This is a genomic window from Luteococcus japonicus (genome assembly GCF_003752415.1).
Lineage (GTDB): Bacteria > Actinomycetota > Actinomycetes > Propionibacteriales > Propionibacteriaceae > Luteococcus > Luteococcus japonicus.
In genome coordinates this window covers 2,311,001-2,329,716 of the sequence record NZ_RKHG01000001.1, presented here as the reverse complement: position 1 = coordinate 2,329,716, position 18,716 = coordinate 2,311,001, and the positions used below count along the sequence as shown (strand labels likewise).

Below are 18,716 nucleotides of genomic sequence, written 5' to 3'. Positions count from 1 at the left end.
CATGCAGGGCACCCCACCGGTCAAGGACGAGAAGCTCACCACCCGCCAGCTGCGCCACCAACCGCGGCTGATCGTCAACACCGGCGACGGCAAGGGCAAGTCGACGGCCGCCTTCGGGATGGCGCTGCGCGGCTGGAACCAGGGCTGGAGCATCGGCGTGTACCAGTTCGTGAAGTCGCCGAACTGGCGCACCGGGGAGAAGGCCGCCTTCGCCGCGCTGAACGAGGTGCACGAGCAGACCGGTCAGGGCGGTCCGGTGGAGTGGCATGCGATGGGTGCCGGATGGACCTGGCTGCGCTCCACCAAGGAGGTGGACCACGTCGCGATGAGCAAGGAGGGCTGGGCGCGGATCAGCGAACAGCTCGCGAACGAGACGCATGATCTGTACGTGCTCGACGAGTTCAGCTATGTGCTGGCCAATGGCTGGCTCGACGTCGACGAGGTGCTCGAGACCCTGCGCAACCGGCCCGGCACCCAGCATGTCGTGATGACCGGTCGACGGATGCCGCAGCAGGTGCTCGACGCCGCCGACCTGGTCACCGAGATGACCAAGATCAAGCACCCCTTCGACACCGGCGCCAAGGGGCAGGCGGGCATCGAGTGGTGAGTCCCCGTTCCCGCTAGGCTGGTCGCAGCCCACGGCCCAGGAACCCGGTGAGATCCCGGGGCGGTTCCGCCACTGTGAAGCCCTACGAGGGCAAGCCAGACACTGGACGTCGGGTGAGTCCATGCCCACGTTCCGGAGCGAGAACTCCGGGGGAGGAGACGCGCCGATGCGCATCGCCCTGCTGTCCACGTCCGACACCGACCTGCTCTCGGCCCGCGCCAGCGGCTCCGACTACCTGTTGGGCAATCCGTCCCGCCCGATGCACCAGGAAATGGCCGACGAGGTCGCCGGGTGCGACCTGGTGGTGACCCGCATCCTGGGCGGCCCACAGGACCTGTGCGAGGGCTTCCGCCGCATCGCCGACACAAGGCCGATGGTGGTGCTGGGCGGCGAGCAGGAACCCAGCGCCCAGCTGATGGAGCTGTCCAGCGTGCCGATCGGTGTCGCCGCCCAGGCCCACCGCTACCTGGCCGAGGGTGGCCCCGCCAACCTGCGCCAGCTGCACGCCTTCCTGTCCGACACGGTGCTGCTCACCGGTGAGGGTTTCGAGCCACCGCACCCGGTCCCGGCCTGGGGTTGGGCGGCGAGGGAGCAGGAGCCCGGGGCGCAGGAGCTGCCCACGGTGGGCGTCCTCTACTACCGCGCCCACGAGGTCAGTGGCAATGCCGCCTTTGCGCACGACCTGGCCGACGCGATCGATGCGACGGGGCTCGCGGTGGGGCTGCCCATCTTCGCGGGCTCGCTGCGGCAGGCCCCCGACGAGCTCTACCAGGCGTTGGCGAGCCTGGATGCCCTGGTGGTCACGGTGCTCGCCGCTGGTGGTTCCTCCCCGGCCAGCGCCCAGGCGGGCGGCGATGACGAGGCGTGGGACGTCGCCCGGATGGCGGAACTCGACATCCCGATCATCCAGGGCCTGTGCCTGACCAGCAGCCGCACCGAGTGGCAGGACAATGACGAAGGCGTCACACCGCTGGACTCGGCCACCCAGATCGCGATCCCGGAATTCGACGGCCGCATCATCGCCGGCCCCTTCAGCTTCAAGGAGTTCGACGACGAGGGTCTGCCCCGTTATGTCGCGGACCCGGAGCGCTGCACCCGGTTGGCGCGGCTGGCCGTCAATCATGCCCGGCTGCGCCACACGCCCAACCGGGACAAGAAGCTGGCGCTGGTGCTGAGCGCCTACCCCACCAAGCACGCCCGGATCGGCAATGCGGTGGGCCTGGACACGCCCGTCTCGGCGATCCGCCTGCTGCGTCGGCTCCGCGAACAGGGCTATGACCTGGGTGGCGACAATGAGGTGACCCGGATCGTCGACGGCTCCGACGGCAGCCCCGAGGCCGAGACCCGCGCGGGTGATGCGCTGATCCACGCCCTGATCGCCGCCGGTGGTCAGGACGAGGAGTGGCTCACCAGCGCGCAGCTCACCGACGCGCACGTGCGGATCACGGCCGAGCAGTACCGCGAGTGGACCGCCGACCTGCCCGTCGAACTGCGCGACCGGATGCGGGAGGCCTGGGGCGAGGGACCGGGCAGCCTGTTCGTCAATGACGACGGGGAACTGGTGCTGGCCACCCTGCAGGCCGGCAATGTGGTGATCCTGATCCAGCCGCCGCGCGGCTTCGGCGAGAACCCCGTCGCGATCTACCACGACCCGGACATGGCCCCCAGCCACCACTACATCGGCGCCTATCGGTGGCTCGAGCACGGCTTCGGCGCGCACGCCGTGGTGCACCTGGGCAAGCACGGCTCGATGGAGTGGCTGCCGGGCAAGAATGCGGCGCTGAGCGCAGCCTGCGGACCCGACGCCGCGATCGGCTCGCTGCCGCTGGTCTACCCCTTCCTCGTCAACGATCCGGGCGAGGGGGCGCAGGCCAAGCGTCGGGCACATGCGGTGATCGTCGACCACCTGGTGCCGCCGATGGCGCGCGCCGAGAGCTATGGCGACATCGCCCGGCTGGAGCAGCTGCTCGACGAACACGCCAACATCGCGTCGATGGACCCGGCGAAGCTGCCGGCGGTGCGCGGTGAGATCTGGGCGCTGATGCGCGCCGCGGAGATGCACCGTGACCTGGGCCTGGAGGAAAGGCCGCAGGACGAGGAGTTCGACGACTTCCTGCTGCACGTCGACGGCTGGCTGTGTGAGATCAAGGACGCGCAGATCCGCGACGGCCTGCACACCCTGGGCGCTGCGCCCGCCGGTGAGGCGCGGGTCAACCTGGTGCTGGCGATCCTGCGCGCGCAGCAGGTCTGGGGCGGCGCGAGTGATGCCGTGCCGGGGCTCCGTCGCGCCCTCGGGCTCGGGGACGACGCCGACTCGGCGCGCACCGACGAGGTGGAGGCAGAGGCCCGCGCACTGGTGCAGGCGATGGAGGAGGCCGGTTGGGATCCCGAACGTGCCGATGACGTGGTCTCCCGGGTGCTCGGGGCCTCGACAGGCTCGGCCGACGGACATGAAATCCCACCACGATCCCCGAGCTTGTCGAGGGGCGAGGTGGCCCAGGTGCTGCGCTTCGCCGCAGAACAGGTGGTGCCGCGGCTGGATCGCACCACCGACGAGCTGACTGCCGTGCTGCACGCGCTGGAGGGTGGTTTCATCCCGTCGGGGCCGTCGGGATCCCCACTGCGCGGGCTGGTGAACGTGCTGCCGACCGGGCGCAACTTCTACACCGTCGACCCGCGCGCGGTGCCGTCGCGGCTTGCCTGGCAGACGGGTCAGGCGATGGCCGACTCCTTGCTGCAGCGCCACCTGGCCGAGACGGGCGCCTACCCCACGTCGGTGGGGCTGAGTGTGTGGGGCACCTCCGCGATGCGGACCAGCGGCGACGACATCGCCGAGGTGCTGGCCCTGATGGGCGTGCGCCCCGAATGGGACGAGGCCTCGCGTCGGGTCAGCCGGCTGGAGGTGGTGCCGCTGGCCGAACTGGGCCGTCCCCGCATCGACGTGACGGTGCGCATCTCGGGCTTCTTCCGCGACGCCTTCCCCCACGTCATCGCCATGCTGGACGACGCGGTGGCGATGGTGGCGGAACTGGACGAGCCCGACGACCAGAACTACGTGCGCGCCCACGCCCTGGCAGACCAGGCCGAACACGGCGACCAGCGGCGCGCCCGCACCCGCATCTTCGGCTCGAAGCCCGGCAGCTACGGGGCGGGAATCCTGCAGGTGGTGGAGAGCGGCAACTGGCGCAGTGACGACGACCTGGCGCAGGTCTACACGGCCTGGGGCGGCTTCGCCTACGGGCGCGGACTGGACGGCGTTCCCGCCAGCGACGACATGCGCACCAACTACCGGCGCATCCAGGTGGCCGCCAAGAATGTCGACTCCGCCGAGCACGACATCATCGACTCCGACGACTACTACCAGTACCACGGCGGCATGATCGCCACCGTGCGGGCACTGACCGGCGCGGAGCCCAAGGCCTATGTGGGTGACTCCACCAGCCCGGACCGGGTCCGCACCCGCAGCCTGAGCGAGGAGACCGCCCGCGTCTTCCGCGCCCGCGTCGTCAATCCCCGGTGGATCGCGGCGATGCAGCGCCACGGTTACAAGGGGGCCTTCGAGCTGGCCGCCACCGTCGACTACCTCTTCGGTTTCGACGCCACCGCCGGCGTCGTCGAGGACTGGATGTACGACCGGGTGGCGCGCGAGTACGTGCTGGACGAGACCACGCAGGAGTTCATGCGCACCAGCAATCCGTGGGCGCTACGCGGGATCGTGGAACGCCTGCACGAGGCCGCCGAGCGTGGCCTGTGGGAGCAGCCCGACGCCGACCTGATGCAGCAGTTGCAGCAGGTCTACCTGGAGGTCGAGGGAGACCTGGAGGACGACGAGTGAGTGCTTGGGGCCGGGTGTGACAGCGGCAGCTGCGACCGCACGGTGCGGGTCAGGCCGTCTGCGGTGACCTCGTCGACGGGCACGTGCTCGGCGCCCATGCGCGTGGCCAGCTGGCGCGCCAGCCCGAGGCGCAGCGGGCCCTGCTCCCCGTCGATCACCACCGTCGAGATCCCCAGGCCGGCGACGAAGTCCGCTGCCTGGCGTGACCGGTCGACGGCCCCCGCCCCGGCTGTGGCGCGGCCGTCCGTGACCAGCACCAGCAGCGGGCGCAGCTGGGGGTCGCGCAGCTGCTCGCGTCGCAGCACCCGGGCGGTCTCCAGCAGTCCTTCGGCAAGCGGGGTGCGGCCACCCGCGGGGATCTCGTCGAGCCGGGCCGCGGCAATGTCGATGCTGCGGGTCGGTGGCAGGGCCAGCTCCGCGCCCTGCCCGCGGAAGGTCACCAGGCCCACCTTGTCGCGCCGACGGTAGGCATCCAGCAGCAGGCTGAGGATCGCGGTCTTCACCTGCACCATGCGTTTGCGTGCCGCCATCGAACCGGAGGCATCGACGCAGAAGAGCACCAGGTTGGCCTCCCGCCCCTCACGCACTGCCAGGCGCAGGTCTTCGGCGCGGATGTCGAGCCCCTCGACCGGCTCGGGGGTCGGAGGCTGCAGGGCGCGGCGGCGGGGCTGCTCCCCCGCCGCGGCGCGCAGCGTCTCCACCAGGTGCAGGGAACCGGGCCCCGACTCGGGGCGGCGAGCCCCCACCCGGCGGCCGCTCGACGTGATGGCCCGGGAACGTCGCCCCGCGGCCCCTTCACCAAGGCCTCGGACGGTGAAGGTGCGTGGCCGGGGCGACGGGGTACCGGCCTGCACGACGGTCTCCGGGACCGCGCCGGTGGGCGGAGGGGCCGGGAGGTCCTGCTCGGGCGGGTTCACGTCGGAACTGTTCTCCGGGGTGTCCCGGGGCTGGTCGACGGCGGGTGGCTCCTGGTCGGGGCCACCCTCAGGTGCTTTTCCCTGACCATCTCCCTGCGGCAGGTCGCCCTGCGGGTCGGTGGCCTCGCCCTGTTCGGGGTCCTCGGGGCCGGGTTCGTCGGGTTTGTGCGGCTCGTCGGGTGGCAGTTCGTCGTCGCCCAGGATCTGGTCGAGCAGCTCCTCGTCCATGCCGGGCGCATCGAAGGGGTTGCGACGGCGGCGGTGCGGCAGGGCGAGCAGCGCTGCCTGGCGGATGTCCTCGCGCGTGACGCTGGCCCGGCCGCACCAGGCGGCGTGGGCGATGGCGGTGCGGGCGGTGACGATGTCGGCGCGCAGGCCGTCCACTTCGAAGGCGGCGCAGACCTCGGCGATCTTGAGCAGTGCGGCGTCGCCCAGCCGGACGGCGCCGAGGCGCTGCTGGGCATCGGCGATCCGCGCGCTCAGGGCCGCTTCGTCGGCGGCATGGGCGGCGATGAAGGCTGTGGGATCGCTGTCGAAGGCCATCCGGCGGCGCACCACGGCGGCGCGGGCGGCGTGCTCATTCGGGGCGGAGACCTCGACGGTGAGGCCGAAGCGGTCGAGCAGCTGCGGGCGCAGCTCGCCCTCCTCCGGGTTCATGGTGCCGATCAGGACGAAGCGCGCCTGGTGGCTCACCGAGATGCCGTCGCGCTCGACGGTGGAACGGCCCATGGCGGCGGCATCCAGCAGCAGGTCGACCAGGTGGTCGTGCAGCAGGTTCACCTCGTCGACGTAGAGGATGCCGCGGTGGGCCCGGGCCAGAAGGCCGGGCTCATAGCTCACCTCGCCTGCTGACAAGGCACTCTGTAGGTGCAGTGAGCCGAGGACCCGGTCCTCGGTGGCGCCGACGGGCAGCTCGACCAGCCGCACCGGACGTTCGTGACGCGCGCTCTCTGCGGTGAAGGGGCCGTCGGGTGAGATGGCCTGCGGATCGTCGGGATCGATGGAGAAACGGTCGCCGTCGTAGACGCTGATCCGTGGCAGCACCTCGGCCAGGGCGCGCACCGCGGTCGACTTGGCGGTGCCCTTCTGGCCGCGCACCAGCACCCCACCGACCTGGGGCGAGATGGTGCTGAGCACCAGGGACAGGCCCATCGGGTCGAGCGCGTCTGGCTCGCAACCGACGATGGCCGTGAAGGGATAGTGCTGTGGCATGAGGCTCCCGCTCATTCGTTGCCGGACAGGAAATGCGCGAGGCCGGTCTTCGGACTGACGACTTTCGTCGATCACCGCAGCGGGCCTGTGCCGGACTCCCACCGGCTTCCCAGATTCTCCCCTCCCGGACTGGCCGATCGGGGCACCTCGTGCTCCGCCCACCCTAGCGCGGATGCGGCCCGACAAGGGGAGCGCTAGCGTTCCTGCATGACCTTGCGCACCGCAGACGGGCCGCACCTGCTGGTGCTGGGAATTGGCGCCGAAGGCTGGGCCGGGCTGACCTGTTCCCAGCGTGAGGAGCTGTTGCAGGCCGATGTGGTGCTGGGCGGCGCCAGACACCTGGCGATGCTTCCCGACGTCGAGGGGCAGCGTCGCGAGCCGTGGCCCTCGCCCCTGCGGGAGACACTTCCCGGATTGCTCGGCTCACTGCCGGCCGCGGCGCAGGTCACGGTGCTGGCCAGTGGCGATCCGTTGGTGAGCGGCATCGGCACCACCCTGGTGGAACTGCTGGGTGCCGAGCGGGTGGAGATCGATCCGGCGGTCTCCTCGGTGGCGCTGGCGCGTGCGCGGATGGGTTGGTCAGCCGAGGGTTGCGCGGTGGTCAGCGTCGTCGGACGGCCGGTGGAACTGGCGCTGCGCGAGCTGGCCCCCGGGCGTCGCGTGCTGGTGCTGAGTTCCGACGAGACCACCCCCGAGCGACTCGCGGCGCTGCTGACCGCCTGTGGCTACGGCAAGTCGACGCTGCACGTGCTGGGGAACCTGGGCTCGGACCGGGAGTCACGGCACGGCGGTTGCGCCGAGGGCTGGGCGGGGGAGTCCCCCAGGCTCAACATCGTGGCCCTGGAACTGGCGGGTCCCGCCGAGGCCGGATGGGCACCGGGCCTGCCCGACGACGCCTATGAGCACGACGGCCAGATCACCGGGAGAGACCTGCGCGCCAGTGCCCTGTCCCGCCTGCAACCCCTCCCGGGAGAGCACCTGTGGGATGTCGCCGCCGGGTCCGGGTCCCTCGGCATCGAGTGGATGCGCAGCCACCCCAGCTGCCGCGCCACCGCCGTCGAACCAAGTGCTGGGAATGCCGAGCGCGCCTGCCGCAATGCCCACCGGCTGGGGGTTCCCGGGCTGCGCGTGGTCAACGGACCGACGCCCGACGCCCTGGCCGACCTGGAGGCTCCTGACGCGATCTTCATCGGCGGCGACGCCACCTGCCCCGGTGTGCTGGAGGCCTGTCTGGACGCGCTGCGGCCGGGCGGACGGATCGTCGTCCACGCCGTGACGCTGGAGACCGAGAGACTGCTGGCCACGGCCCTCGCCGAACGCGGCGGGGAACTGACCCGGCTGACGGTTGAGAACAGTGACGCCAGCGGCAGCTCCACCGGTTGGGGGCCCGCCCGCACCGTCACCCAGTGGCACTGGACCAGGCCGTCGTCCTAACGGGGACCTCAGCTGGCGCGGGCCCGACGTTCCCGCTGCGCGTCGTAGAGGTAGCTCTCGCCACCGGTGGCATCCAGTGCCCGGCCCACCAGGATCACGGCGGCCTGCCTCAGACCCGCCTGCTCCACTGCGTCGGCGATGGTGCCGACGGTGCCGCGCAGCACCTGCTCCTCGGGTTGGCTGGCGCGGCTGACGACGACCACCGGGCAGTCGGGGCCATGGGTAGGCTCCAGCTCTGCCATCAACTCCCGGGTACGGGTGATGGCAAGGTGCAGCACCAACGTCGCGCCGGTGGCGGCAAAGTTCTTGAGTTCCTCGCCGTCGGGCATCGGGGTGGACCGGGCGCGGGTGCGGGTCAGCACCACCGACTGCGCCACCAGGGGTACCGTCAGTTCCCGTCCCACCGCCGCGGCGGCAGCGGCATAGGCGGGGACGCCCGGCGTCACGTCCCATTCCACGCCGGCGGCGTCCAACCGTCGGGTCTGCTCGTGCAGGGCCGAGTAGACGCTCATGTCGCCGGTGCCCAACCGGACCGTCTGACGCCCGTCACGCTCTGCGGCCACCAGGTGCTCGGTGATCTCGTCGAGGCTCAGGTGCTGGGTGTCGACCAGTTCGGCACCGTCGCTGACGTGCGCCAGCACCTCGGGGTCCAGATAGGTGCCCGGGTAGAGCACGACGTCGGCGGTGGCCAGCAAGCGGGTGGCCCGAACGGTCAACAGGTCTGCGGCGCCGGGGCCGGCGCCCACGAAGTGGATCACTGGATTGCCTCCTGGGCCGACGCGGCACGCACGAAACGGGGGCTCCACACCTGACCGGAAGGGGTCACCCTCGTCCCCCGGCATCCCACGATGAGGAGGCACTTCATGTCGATCACCGACGGATCGAGCGCCTCCAGAGTGGTCACTGTCAAGGATTCCTCGGCGCGGCCCACGTCGCGGCCCATCACGACGACGGTCTGCGGGCTGCATTCCTCCAGCAGGACCTCACGGAAGCGGTGAACCTGCTCGGTGCGGCTGCGGGAGGCGGGGTTGTAGACGGCCAGCACCAGATCAGCCCGGGCAATGTGCCGCAGCCGTTCCTCCACCACCTGCCAGGGCTTGAGCCGGTCGCTCAGCGAGACGACGGCGAAGTCGGCGCCCACCGGGGCACCTGCCCGGGCCGCGACCGCCTGCACGGCACTCACACCGGGCAGCACCCGGACCGGCACCCCACCGAAACGTGGATCCTCGGCGGCCTCGAAGACCGCCGAGGCCATTCCGAAGACACCGGCGTCGCCGCCCGAGACCACCGCCACGGACTCCCCCGCCAGGGCCAGGTCGAGTGCGAGCCGCGCCCGGTCCACCTCGACGGTGTTTCCGCTGGCATGCCGGGTCAGCCCCTCGCGCTGCGGCACGCGGTTCACATAGGGGCCGTAGCCGACGACGTGCTGCACCCGGGCCAGGGCGTCGGAGACCTCGGGGGTGATCCAGCGGTCGGGGCCGGGCCCCAGGCCCACCACCAGGAGTTCGGCCGGGGCGGGCGCCGTCGCCCCCTCGACAAGCTCGGGGAACGAGGGAGAAGACTCGGGGAACGAGGAAGAGGGCTCGGGGAGGGTGCGGGAGCGCTTCCCGTGCGCGGCATCCCCGGGCAGCACGACGAGGCTGAAGTAGGGCACCGACTCCGGATCGACGTCGGCGACCGGGAGCCAACGCTCGGCTTCCATCGAGGCACGCTCCACGTACAGCGCACCGTCCAGCCGGCCGGCCGCGGCGAGCGCCCTGCGCACCTTGGTGAAATTCCTGCCCAGCTTCATGATCACGGCGCCGTCGGTGTCGGCCAGGCGACGGGCCAACTCCGGCTCTTCGAGGGTGCCGGGCAGCACCGTCAGCACGTCGGTCTGGCGCACCAGCGGATTGGCGGTGGTCGCCGTCGCCGCCAGGAAGGCCGGCACGCCGGGCACCACCTCGGTGGGGAAACTCGCTGACAAGCGGTCATGCATGTACATGAAGCTGCCGTAGAGCATGGGGTCGCCCTCGGCCAGCAGCACCACGGTGCGGCCCGCTGACAGGTGCGCAGCCAGCCGGGCGGCACTGTGCGCATAGAAGTCCGCCATCGCCCCGGCATAGCCACCGGGATGGTCGGTGCTGCCGGTGGTCACCGGGTACTCCAGGCGCTCCTCCACCACCCCCTCGGGCAGCAGGTCCGCGACGATCCCCCGCGCATTCGACGGCTTGCCGGCCGCCGCGTGGTAGGCCACCACGTCGGCGTCACCGATCAGTCGCGCCGCCTTCAGGGTGACCAGTTCGGGGTCACCGGGCCCCACGCCGACGCCGTAGAAATGCCCCTGCGCGGCGCTCACTCCTTCTCCTGCGCAATCGCATTGAGAGCAGAGGAGGTCATCGCCGAGCCGCCGCGACGGCCCCGCACCGTGACGAAGGGAATGTCGATGCCGTGCACCGCGGCAAACTGCTCGAGGGCCTGCTTGGATTCGGCCGCGCCGATGAAACCCACCGGGCAGCCGATGATCGCCGCGGGACGCGGGCCGCCGTCCAGGATCATCTCGAGCAGGTGGAACAGGGCAGTGGGGGCATTGCCGATCGCCACCAGCGCCCCCTCCAGCCGCGGCTGCCACAGGCTCACCGCAGCGGCGGTTCTGGTGGTGCCGAAATCCTTGGCCAGTTCAGCAACCCGCGGGTCCTTCAGCAGACAGATGACGTCATTGTCCCGGGGCAGCCGGGCGCGCGTGACCCCTGTGGCCACCATCGTCGCGTCGCACAGGATCGGCGCACCGGCCTGCAATGCGCCGCGCGCCGCGGACATGAAGCCGGGGTGCACCACCAGGTCGTCGACCAGATCCACCTGGCCCGAGCCGTGGATCATGCGCACCGCGAGCTTCTCGGCGTCGGCGGGAACACGTGACAGGTCCGCCTCGCGGCGGATCGTCGCAAAGGAGTCGACGTAGATCGCGGCTCCGGAATCGATGTAGTCGTAGTGGCGCGACGGCCTGGTCTGCTGGTTCATGCCTGCCCTCCGTCCCAGACGACGATGCCGTACCAAGGCGTCACCCGTACCCGGGCCTGCCCCGCCAGCCGCGCCAGGAGCTCCTCGCCGGCGATGCCATCGGCACCCACCGCCAGGTGTTCCCAGCCGTCCGCCGCCACGAAGGGCAGCGGCTCGTCGGGCCGTGGCAGGCGCGGGTCTGCTGGTTGGGCGTCGGCCAGCGGGCTGGTCAGCTCGTTGACATGCCAGGCGGCCTCGGGGCCGTCACCGCGCTCTGCGACGAATCGCTCCGCGAGGGCCAGCAGCTCGGGCACCGCCCGGGACAGCTCCACCACCGCGGCGTAGTGGTCACCGACGCGCAACTGCACGCTGTGATCGTCGAGTGCCACCAGCCCCAGGTCACACCAGTGCCCCATCAGGTCGCCGCGGCCGTCGTCCAGCACGAAGAGGAATTTGCCGGGCAGGCCGGCGAGGCTCTGGCTGGCGCGGATCCCCCGGTCGAGGTCACGGGCCAGGGCGGTCAGGTCCGTGCGGCCGCCGTCGATCCCGGTCAAGGGGCTGGCCATCACATTGCGCACCAGGTCATGGGTGGGAGCGGGCAGCAGCCCCGTGTCGGTGAGCGCCCGGTGGACGGGGGTGGTGAGGTGGCCGGTGCCGTCGTCGGGCAGGCCCCGCAACTGCAGGTTGGCGCGGCTGGTCAGGTGGATGCGGCCGTCGCCGAAGCTCTGGGCAACCTGCACCAGGGCAGTGAGGGCGTCTACGGTGAGATTGCCGGCCACCAGACGCAGTCTCACCAGCAGACCATCGTCGGCGGGCCAGGGGCGAAGGATGCCAGGGCAACGATCGGGACGGGTGCGGACCGCACTGGGTCCGGCTGTGCCAACAGGGGCGGAAGCCATCGTGTCTCCTACGAGATTGCGCGTCTCGTTCATCAAGGACAACCAGCGCATCCGAGTTCCTGACTCCCCCGGCCCCTGATGGGTACCGAGGTCACAGTGGCGCGACCGTGCCGGCTCGTCCGGCTTCCTCGCAGTGTGCTGGTGACAAGGTGGAATTGTGGGTGGGGCGGCGCGACCCCGGGCAGCATCATGTCACAGGTCCCGGGAGCATCCCGGCATGAACCAGCACCAGGGGCCCCGGCGACCGCCGTATCCGATGGGTCTAGAGTTGGACCGCTGGCAGACGCCAGCGCACGTGTGCCAGCGAAGTCGGTGTGAATCCGACGCTGTCCCGCAACGGTGATGTCCCTTCGGGGGATGAGCCCGGTCGCCTGCCCCCGTGCCCCGAACTGCTCCCGGCCGAGGGGCGGACGGACAACCGTCGCCGCTGGCCTCACGAAAGGCCGCCATGACGACAGTCCCCCGCCTGGTGCTGGGTGCGGCGTCATCCAGCACGGGCAAGACCACCCTGGCTGTGGGCCTGATGCGGGCGCTGCGTGACCGCGGACTGCGAGTGGCCCCCTTCAAGACGGGCCCCGACTACATCGATCCCGGCTACCACGGGCTCGCGACGGGTCACCCCGGGCGCAACCTGGACGCGCACCTTTGCGGCCCGGAACTGATCGCACCGCTCCTGCTGCACGGCTCCAGGACCCCTGGCCAGGCAGACATTGCGGTGATCGAGGGCGCGATGGGCCTGTTCGACGGCAGGCTGGGCGTCCCGCCGGTCGGGCGGGCGGCCTTCGGCTCCAGCGCGCACATCGCCAAGCTGACCCACTCCCCCGTGCTGCTGGTGGTGGATGCCGCGAAGAGCTCGACGACGGTTGCGGCGGTCGCCCACGGCATGGCCAGCTTCGACCATGACCTGCAGGTGGCCGGCGTGGTCCTCAACAAGGCGGGCAGCCAGCGCAACATCGACGAGTGCACCCGGGCCATCGAGGACCTGGGGATTCCCGTGGTGGGCGCGGTGCCACGGTCCCCGGACCTGACGACGCCGTCGCGGCACCTGGGGCTGGTGCCCGCCGCCGAGCGTGACCAGGCCCGCGCCATGGTCGAGGCTGCCGGGGAGCTGGTGGCGGCGCACGTGGACCTGGACCGGGTACTGGAACTAGCCCGGGCCGCCGCCCCACTGGAGGCCGACGCGTGGGACCCGTCGCGACTGGTGACTCGGGTCGAGGGCCGTCCGGTGGTGGCGGTCGCGGCGGGCCGCGCCTTCACCTTCCGCTATGCCGAGACCGCCGAGCTGTTGCGAGCCGCCGGATGTGAGGTGGTGGAGTTCGACCCGCTGACCGACGCCTCGCTGCCCTCCGCGACGGCGGGCCTGTACCTGGGTGGGGGCTTCCCGGAGGTCTTCGCCGGTGAGCTGTCCGCCAATGAGGCCCTGCGCGAGGACATCCGCCGCCGGGTTGTCGACGGCCTGCCGACGGTGGCCGAGTGCGCCGGGCTGCTCTACCTGTGCTCGACCCTCGACGACCAGCCGATGACGGGCGCCCTGCCCCTGGCCGCGACGATGAGCCCGAAGCTGACGCTGGGCTACAAGGAGCCCGTCGCGGCCGCGGACACCCTGCTGACAAGGGTCGGCGAGCGGGTGCGCAGTCACGAGTTCCACCGCACCGTCGTGCCGCTCGACGGGCTGGCGGAAGGCCTTTCGGTGGCCTGGGACGTTGCCGGGCGTGCCGAGGGCGTCGGCTCGGCGAGCCTGCACGCCAGCTACCAGCACCTGCACTGGGCCGGATTCCCGCAGGCCGCCCAGCGCCTCGCCGAGGCCGCGGCGCAGCACCGGGTCCCAGACGCAACCCACCCAACCCCCGAACCACCCCATCCGATCCCCGAGCAACCCCATCCGATCCCCGAGCCTGTCGATGGGCCCACCGAGGCCTCGACAAGCTCGGCCACCGTTGCGGAGCAGCCGGACCTCACGCACCACGGGGACCGGGACCTGGTTCCCGGACTGACGGACCTGGCGGTCAACGTGCGCTCGCACCAGCCACCCGCCCAGCTCGCCGCCGAACTCTGCTCCCGGGCACCGAACTGGGCGGCCTATCCCGACGCCCGCTCCGCCCGCGAGGCGCTGGCCGCCCTGCACGGCCTCGACCCCGCCATGGTGCTGCCCACCAGCGGTGCCGCCGAGGCGTTCACCCTCATCGCCCGCGCGCTGCCCACCCGGTGCAGCCTCGTGGTGCACCCGCAGTTCACCGAGCCGGAGCAGGCGCTACGGCTGGCCGGGCATCTTCCGCGTCGCCACATCCTGCGGCCGCAGGACGGCTTCACGCTGCACCCCGACGAGGTGGACGGCCGGGCAGACCTGGTGGTGGTGGGCAATCCCACCAACCCGACGGGCGTCCTGCACCCCGCCGCCATGCTGCGCCGGCTTGCCCGGCCGGGACGCGTCCTGCTGGTGGACGAGGCCTTCATGGATGCCGTCCCCGGGGAGCCGGAGTCCCTGGTCAGGCCGGAGATGACCGGGATCCTGGTGACGCGCTCGCTCACCAAGACCTGGAGCCTGGCGGGGATCCGGGCCGGCTACGTCGTCGGGGATCCCCGGCTGGTCCGGCAGCTCGAAGAGTTGCAGACGCCCTGGTCGGTGGCCACCCCGGCGCTGGATGCCATGGTGGCGTGCGCGCGCGAGGAGGCACGGGCGCAAACCCAGACCATCGCCCACCGGATCGATGCCGACCGCGAGCACCTGGTCCGGGCCCTCACCGAGGCCGGGCTGCCTCCCGTCGCCAATCCGCGGGCACCCTTCGTGCTGGTGGACACCTCGCCGCTGGGTCCCCTGGCCCACACCCCCGGCTGGGTCCGGGAGCGGATGGCCGAATCCGGTTTCGCGGTGCGACGAGGGGAGAGCTTCCCCGGGCTCGGGCCGGTCTGGATCCGGCTCGCCGTCCGCGACGAGGAGACCTCCCGTCGGGCCGCCGCCGCCCTGGCCGGCCTGCACCACACACAGACCACTACACCTCACTGACAAGGAAGAACACATGAGCACCCTGGCCGAGACCATCGCCACCATCACACCCGTCGACGAGCAGGCTCGCACCGCCGCACAGGAGCGGCAGAACCAGCTGACCAAGCCGCCCGGCTCGCTGGGCGAGCTGGAGACGCTGGGCAACCAGCTGTGCGCCATCGCCGGCACCTGCCCGCCGCCGGTCCCGGAGCCGGCCAAGGTGTGCGTCTTCGCCGCCGACCATGGCGTGCAGCGGCAGAAGGTCTCCCCCTGGCCCCAGGAGGTCACGGTGCAGATGGCCGCCAACATCGCCCGGGGCGGCGCCGGTGCCAGCGTGATCGCCCGCACGGCCGGAGCCACCCTGACGGTCTACGACGTGGGCATGCTGGCCCCCGCCGAGGGCGTCGTCGACGCCGTCGTGGTGCGCGGCGGCACCGCCGACTTCACCGTCGAGCCCGCCATGACGCCCGAGCAGTGCGAGCAGGCCATCCAGGTGGGTCTGGACGCCGCACGGCAGGCCGTCGCCGACGGGTTCGCGGCACTGGTCCCGGGCGAGGTGGGGATCGGGAACACCACCCCGTCGTCGGCGCTGACCAGTCTGTTCACCGGAGTCGACGTCGCCGAGGTGACCGGCCGTGGATCCGGCGCGGACGACGCGATGCTGACCCGCAAGTGCGAGGTGATCGCCCAGGGCTTCGCCCTGCACGGCCTGACCACCCGGAGCGCCGCCGCCGATCCGCTGCGCGCGCTGCAGTGCGTCGGAGGCCTCGAGCACGCCGCCATGGTGGGCCTGATCCTGGGAGCCGCCGAACAGAAGGTGCCGCTGGTGCTGGATGGCGCCATCGCCTGTTCCGCGGCGCTGGTGGCCGTCGCCCTGTGCCCCGCCGCCAAGGGCTACCTGATCGCCGGGCATGCCGGGGTGGAGCCGGGCATCCAGGCCGTCGTGAAGACCCTGGGCATCCGGCCCGTGGTCAGCCTGGACCTTCGCCTGGGCGAGGGTTCCGGAGGGGCGCTGGCCCTTCCCGTGGTGGTGACCGCCGCAAAGATCCTGCGGGAGATGGCCACCTTCGCCGATGCCGGCGTCACCGGGGAGCACGAGTGATGCGGACCCTGGTGCTTGGCGGGGCGCGCTCCGGCAAGTCCACCCACGCGGAGCAGCTGGTGATGGGGGCCGCTGCGGTGGACTACGTCGCCACCTCCGCGGTCAATCCCGACGACGCCGAGTGGGTGGAGCGGATTGCCCTGCACCAGGCGCGACGCCCGGGACACTGGCGCACCCTGGAGACGGCGGACATCGCCTCGGTGCTGCGGACGCCCCCCGCGTTGTCCGGTGAGCCCGTCGAACCGGTGGTCCTGGTGGACTGCCTCGGGGTGTGGATCACCCGGATGATGGATGAGTGCGGCATCTGGGAGGCCGAGCCCTCCTCGACAGCCGAGCCTGTCGAGGCCCCCCGTGCGCGGCTGCAGCGCCGCATCGACGAACTCGTGACCGCCGTGGAACAGACCCGGCGCGAGGTGGTCTTCGTCAGCAACGAGGTGGGGCAGGGTGTGGTGCCGGCGCACTGGTCCGGACGCTTCTTCCGGGACCAGCTGGGCATCCTGAACACCCGGGTGGCCGGTGCGTGCGAGCGGGTGGTCTTCTGCACCGCCGGGATCCCGATGACCCTGAAGGACGCCTCGTGAAATCCCTTGTCACCGCACTGGGCATGTTCACCCTGCTGCCGGTCCCGCCCACCATGGAGGTGACGCCGCAAGTCAACCGTCGAGTGATCGTGGCGCTGCCGTGGTCCGGGCTGGTGTGTGGTCTGATCGGGGCGACCGTGGCGGCAGTCGTCGTGTTGTGCGGCGCCGGTGACCTGCTGGCCGCGATGACCGGCCTGGCCGCCATCACCGGTGTCACGGGCGCCATGCACCTGGATGGCGTCGCCGACACCGCAGACGGCCTGGCCTCCCGCAAGCCTCCGGAGGAGGCGCTGGCCATCATGCGGCACTCGGACATCGGGCCGATGGGGGTGGCGACGGTGGTGCTGGTGCTGCTGCTGCAGGCCACAGCCCTGGCCTCGGAGTCCCTGGGCGGGCTTCCGCTGGTGGCGACGGTGGCCTGCCTGCCGATGGTGGGCCGGATCGCCGCGGTGCACGCGACGGTGGAGGGCATTCCCGGGGCCCGGGCCAAGGGCTTCGGGGCATTGTTCACCGGGGTCACCTCGCGCACCACGGCGGTACTGGACTCGCTTGCCGTGCTGCTGGTGACCGCCGCGGCTGGTTTCCTCACCGGTGGCTTCGGCCTTGCCGTCGGCCTCCCCCTTGGGGCCGTGATCGCATGGCTGGTGGCCGGCCGCTGGCGGAAGCACCTGCTGCGCCGGCTGGGGGGTCTGACCGGTGACACCTTCGGGTCCTTGATCGAGGTCGCCCAGACCAGCTTCGCCATCCTGGCCGCCCTGGTGTGTGGGCTGCTGGCCTGACCCCAAGGCTGCCCGGCCTGCCTCCCCCTCCCCCGTGGGCCGCTCCTGTCGCGGCCCCGGCCACGGAAATCGACCACTCGATCCCACCGGTCCGGCCGGTCCCCGCGCGAGGAGGCACCCCCAGGCACCCCGCTGGCCAACCCGTGGCGGATTCCCGTGGAAGGTCCAGCGAACGGCCCCGTCTGGCGGCCCGGAGCGCGACGCGAAAGGATGGGCGGACACCCGGACGAGAGGCTGACCGTGACCCACCTGACCATCCCCGCTGACCTGCTGCCCGCCGAAGGCCACTTCGGCTCCGGCCCTTCCAAGGTGCGCCCCGAGCAGATCAGCGCCCTGGCCGCCCGCGGCGCCGGGCTCTTCGGGGGATCCCACCGCCAGCCCCCGGTGAAGGACCTGGTCAGGAGCGTGCAGGAGGGCCTCGCGGAGCTCTTCCAGATGCCCGACGGCTACCAGGTGGTCCTCGGCAATGGCGGCGCCACCGCCTTCTGGGACATCGCCACCTTCGGCCTGGTCCACAATCGCGCGCAGCACCTGGTGCTCGGCGAGTTCAGCCGCAAGTTCTGCAAGGAGACCACCAGGGCCCCCTTCCTCGCCGACCCGGAAGTCATCGAGGTTCCGGCCGGCCAGGGCGTCGCCCCCCACGCCACCGCCGGCGTCGACCTCTACGCCTGGCCCCACAACGAGACCTCCACCGGCGTGATGCTGCCGGTGCAGCGGGTCGAGGGTGCCGACGAGGACGCCCTGGTGGTCATCGACGCCACCTCCGGCGCCGCGGGCCTGCCCGTGGACCTCAACCAGTGCGATGTCTACTACTTCAGCCCCCAGAAGGGTTTCGCCAGCGAGGGTGGCCTGTGGTTCGCCATCATGAGCCCCCGCGCCCTGGAGCGCGCCCGCCAGATTGCCGCCACCGACCGCTGGATCCCGGACTTCCTCAGCCTGACCACCGCCATCGACAACTCCGCCAAGAACCAGACCTACAACACGCCGGCCATCGCGCCGCTGATCCTGATGGACGAGCAGCTCCACTGGCTCAACGAGCAGGGCGGCCTGGCCTGGGCCGACGCCCGCACCCGCGACTCCTCGCAGCGGCTGTACCAGTGGGCCGAGCAGACCGAATGGGCAAGCCCCTTCGTCGCGGACCCGGCCTTCCGCTCCCAGGTGGTGGGCACGGTGGACCTCGACGCGTCGATCGATGCCGCCGCGGTGGTGCAGGCCCTGGCCGCCAACGGCGTGCTGGACGTCTTCCCCTACCGGGCGCTGAAGCGCAACCAGATCCGGGTCGGCATGTTCCCGGCCGTCGATCCCGAGGACGTCACGCGCCTGACCCGCTGCGTCGACTTCGTCGTCGCCAATTCCTGATCCGAGCCCCGCACGGGCTCACACCGCAG

13 protein-coding genes and 3 riboswitches are annotated in these 18,716 nt (G+C 71.5%); of the genes, 8 read left to right on the top strand and 5 right to left on the bottom strand.

Going from position 1 to position 18,716, the window contains the following annotated elements; translation table 11 throughout:
* The first annotated feature begins 1 nt into the window (after position 1).
* Positions 2-607, top strand: a complete 606-nt coding sequence (gene cobO / locus EDD41_RS11080) for a cob(I)yrinic acid a,c-diamide adenosyltransferase (RefSeq protein ID WP_094765971.1) — start codon at positions 2-4, stop codon at positions 605-607.
* Positions 596-732: riboswitch (cobalamin riboswitch) on the top strand. (Overlaps the previous gene by 12 nt.)
* The gene (gene cobN, locus EDD41_RS11075; RefSeq protein WP_245995624.1) at positions 729-4,442 is read left to right on the top strand and encodes a cobaltochelatase subunit CobN; all 3,714 of its coding nucleotides are present in this window, start codon (positions 729-731) and stop codon (positions 4,440-4,442) included. It overlaps the preceding riboswitch by 4 nt.
* Here the strand turns inward: cobN and EDD41_RS11070 are convergent.
* The gene (locus tag EDD41_RS11070; RefSeq protein ID WP_170165342.1) at positions 4,403-6,571 is read right to left on the bottom strand and encodes a VWA domain-containing protein; all 2,169 of its coding nucleotides are present in this window, start codon (positions 6,569-6,571) and stop codon (positions 4,403-4,405) included. The genes cobN and EDD41_RS11070 overlap by 40 nt on opposite strands.
* A 23-nt stretch (positions 6,572-6,594) precedes the next feature.
* Positions 6,595-6,736, bottom strand: a riboswitch (cobalamin riboswitch).
* Between the two features lie 42 nt (positions 6,737-6,778).
* Between EDD41_RS11070 and cbiE the strand changes: the two genes are divergently transcribed.
* Complete coding sequence (gene cbiE, locus EDD41_RS11065; RefSeq protein ID WP_123575940.1) at positions 6,779-8,005, top strand: precorrin-6y C5,15-methyltransferase (decarboxylating) subunit CbiE; 1,227 nt, start codon at positions 6,779-6,781, stop codon at positions 8,003-8,005.
* Between the two features lie 8 nt (positions 8,006-8,013).
* On the opposite strand, the gene cobM is transcribed toward cbiE, so the two are convergent.
* Genes cobM through EDD41_RS11045 form a run of 4 tightly spaced genes read right to left on the bottom strand, consistent with a single transcriptional unit; the run spans position 8,014 to position 11,883 of the window.
* Complete coding sequence (gene cobM, locus EDD41_RS11060) at positions 8,014-8,763, bottom strand: precorrin-4 C(11)-methyltransferase (protein ID WP_245995623.1); 750 nt, start codon at positions 8,761-8,763, stop codon at positions 8,014-8,016.
* Entirely contained in the window at positions 8,760-10,343 is a 1,584-nt protein-coding gene (locus tag EDD41_RS11055; RefSeq protein WP_123575938.1) for a precorrin-2 C(20)-methyltransferase, read from the bottom strand. The genes cobM and EDD41_RS11055 overlap by 4 nt, the downstream gene beginning before the upstream one ends.
* The gene (locus tag EDD41_RS11050; RefSeq protein WP_094765965.1) at positions 10,340-11,005 is read right to left on the bottom strand and encodes a precorrin-8X methylmutase; all 666 of its coding nucleotides are present in this window, start codon (positions 11,003-11,005) and stop codon (positions 10,340-10,342) included. The genes EDD41_RS11055 and EDD41_RS11050 overlap by 4 nt, the downstream gene beginning before the upstream one ends.
* Positions 11,002-11,883 (bottom strand): nitrite reductase, encoded by an 882-nt coding sequence (locus tag EDD41_RS11045; protein ID WP_123577035.1) that lies wholly within the window; start codon positions 11,881-11,883, stop codon positions 11,002-11,004. Before EDD41_RS11045 ends, EDD41_RS11050 begins: the two co-directional genes overlap by 4 nt.
* A gap of 260 nt (positions 11,884-12,143) precedes the next feature.
* Positions 12,144-12,276: riboswitch (cobalamin riboswitch) on the top strand.
* A 55-nt stretch (positions 12,277-12,331) separates the two neighbouring features.
* On the opposite strand from EDD41_RS11045, the gene cobBC reads away from it, so the two are divergent.
* From cobBC to serC, 5 genes are all read left to right on the top strand, one after another.
* Positions 12,332-14,887, top strand: a complete 2,556-nt coding sequence (gene cobBC, locus EDD41_RS11040; protein ID WP_123575937.1) for a bifunctional hydrogenobyrinic acid a,c-diamide synthase/histidinol phosphate aminotransferase CobBC — start codon at positions 12,332-12,334, stop codon at positions 14,885-14,887.
* A gap of 13 nt (positions 14,888-14,900) precedes the next feature.
* Positions 14,901-15,968 (top strand): nicotinate-nucleotide--dimethylbenzimidazole phosphoribosyltransferase, encoded by a 1,068-nt coding sequence (gene cobT, locus EDD41_RS11035; protein ID WP_123575936.1) that lies wholly within the window; start codon positions 14,901-14,903, stop codon positions 15,966-15,968.
* Positions 15,968-16,549: a bifunctional adenosylcobinamide kinase/adenosylcobinamide-phosphate guanylyltransferase gene (gene cobU, locus EDD41_RS11030; RefSeq protein ID WP_123575935.1), complete on the top strand. Its 582-nt coding sequence runs from the start codon at positions 15,968-15,970 to the stop codon at positions 16,547-16,549. The genes cobT and cobU overlap by 1 nt, the downstream gene beginning before the upstream one ends.
* Positions 16,546-17,328 (top strand): adenosylcobinamide-GDP ribazoletransferase, encoded by a 783-nt coding sequence (locus EDD41_RS11025; RefSeq protein ID WP_123575934.1) that lies wholly within the window; start codon positions 16,546-16,548, stop codon positions 17,326-17,328. Before cobU ends, EDD41_RS11025 begins: the two co-directional genes overlap by 4 nt.
* 240 nt (positions 17,329-17,568) lie before the next feature.
* Positions 17,569-18,687, top strand: a complete 1,119-nt coding sequence (serC, locus tag EDD41_RS11020) for a phosphoserine transaminase (RefSeq protein ID WP_123577032.1) — start codon at positions 17,569-17,571, stop codon at positions 18,685-18,687.
* The last annotated feature ends 29 nt before the right edge of the window (positions 18,688-18,716 follow it).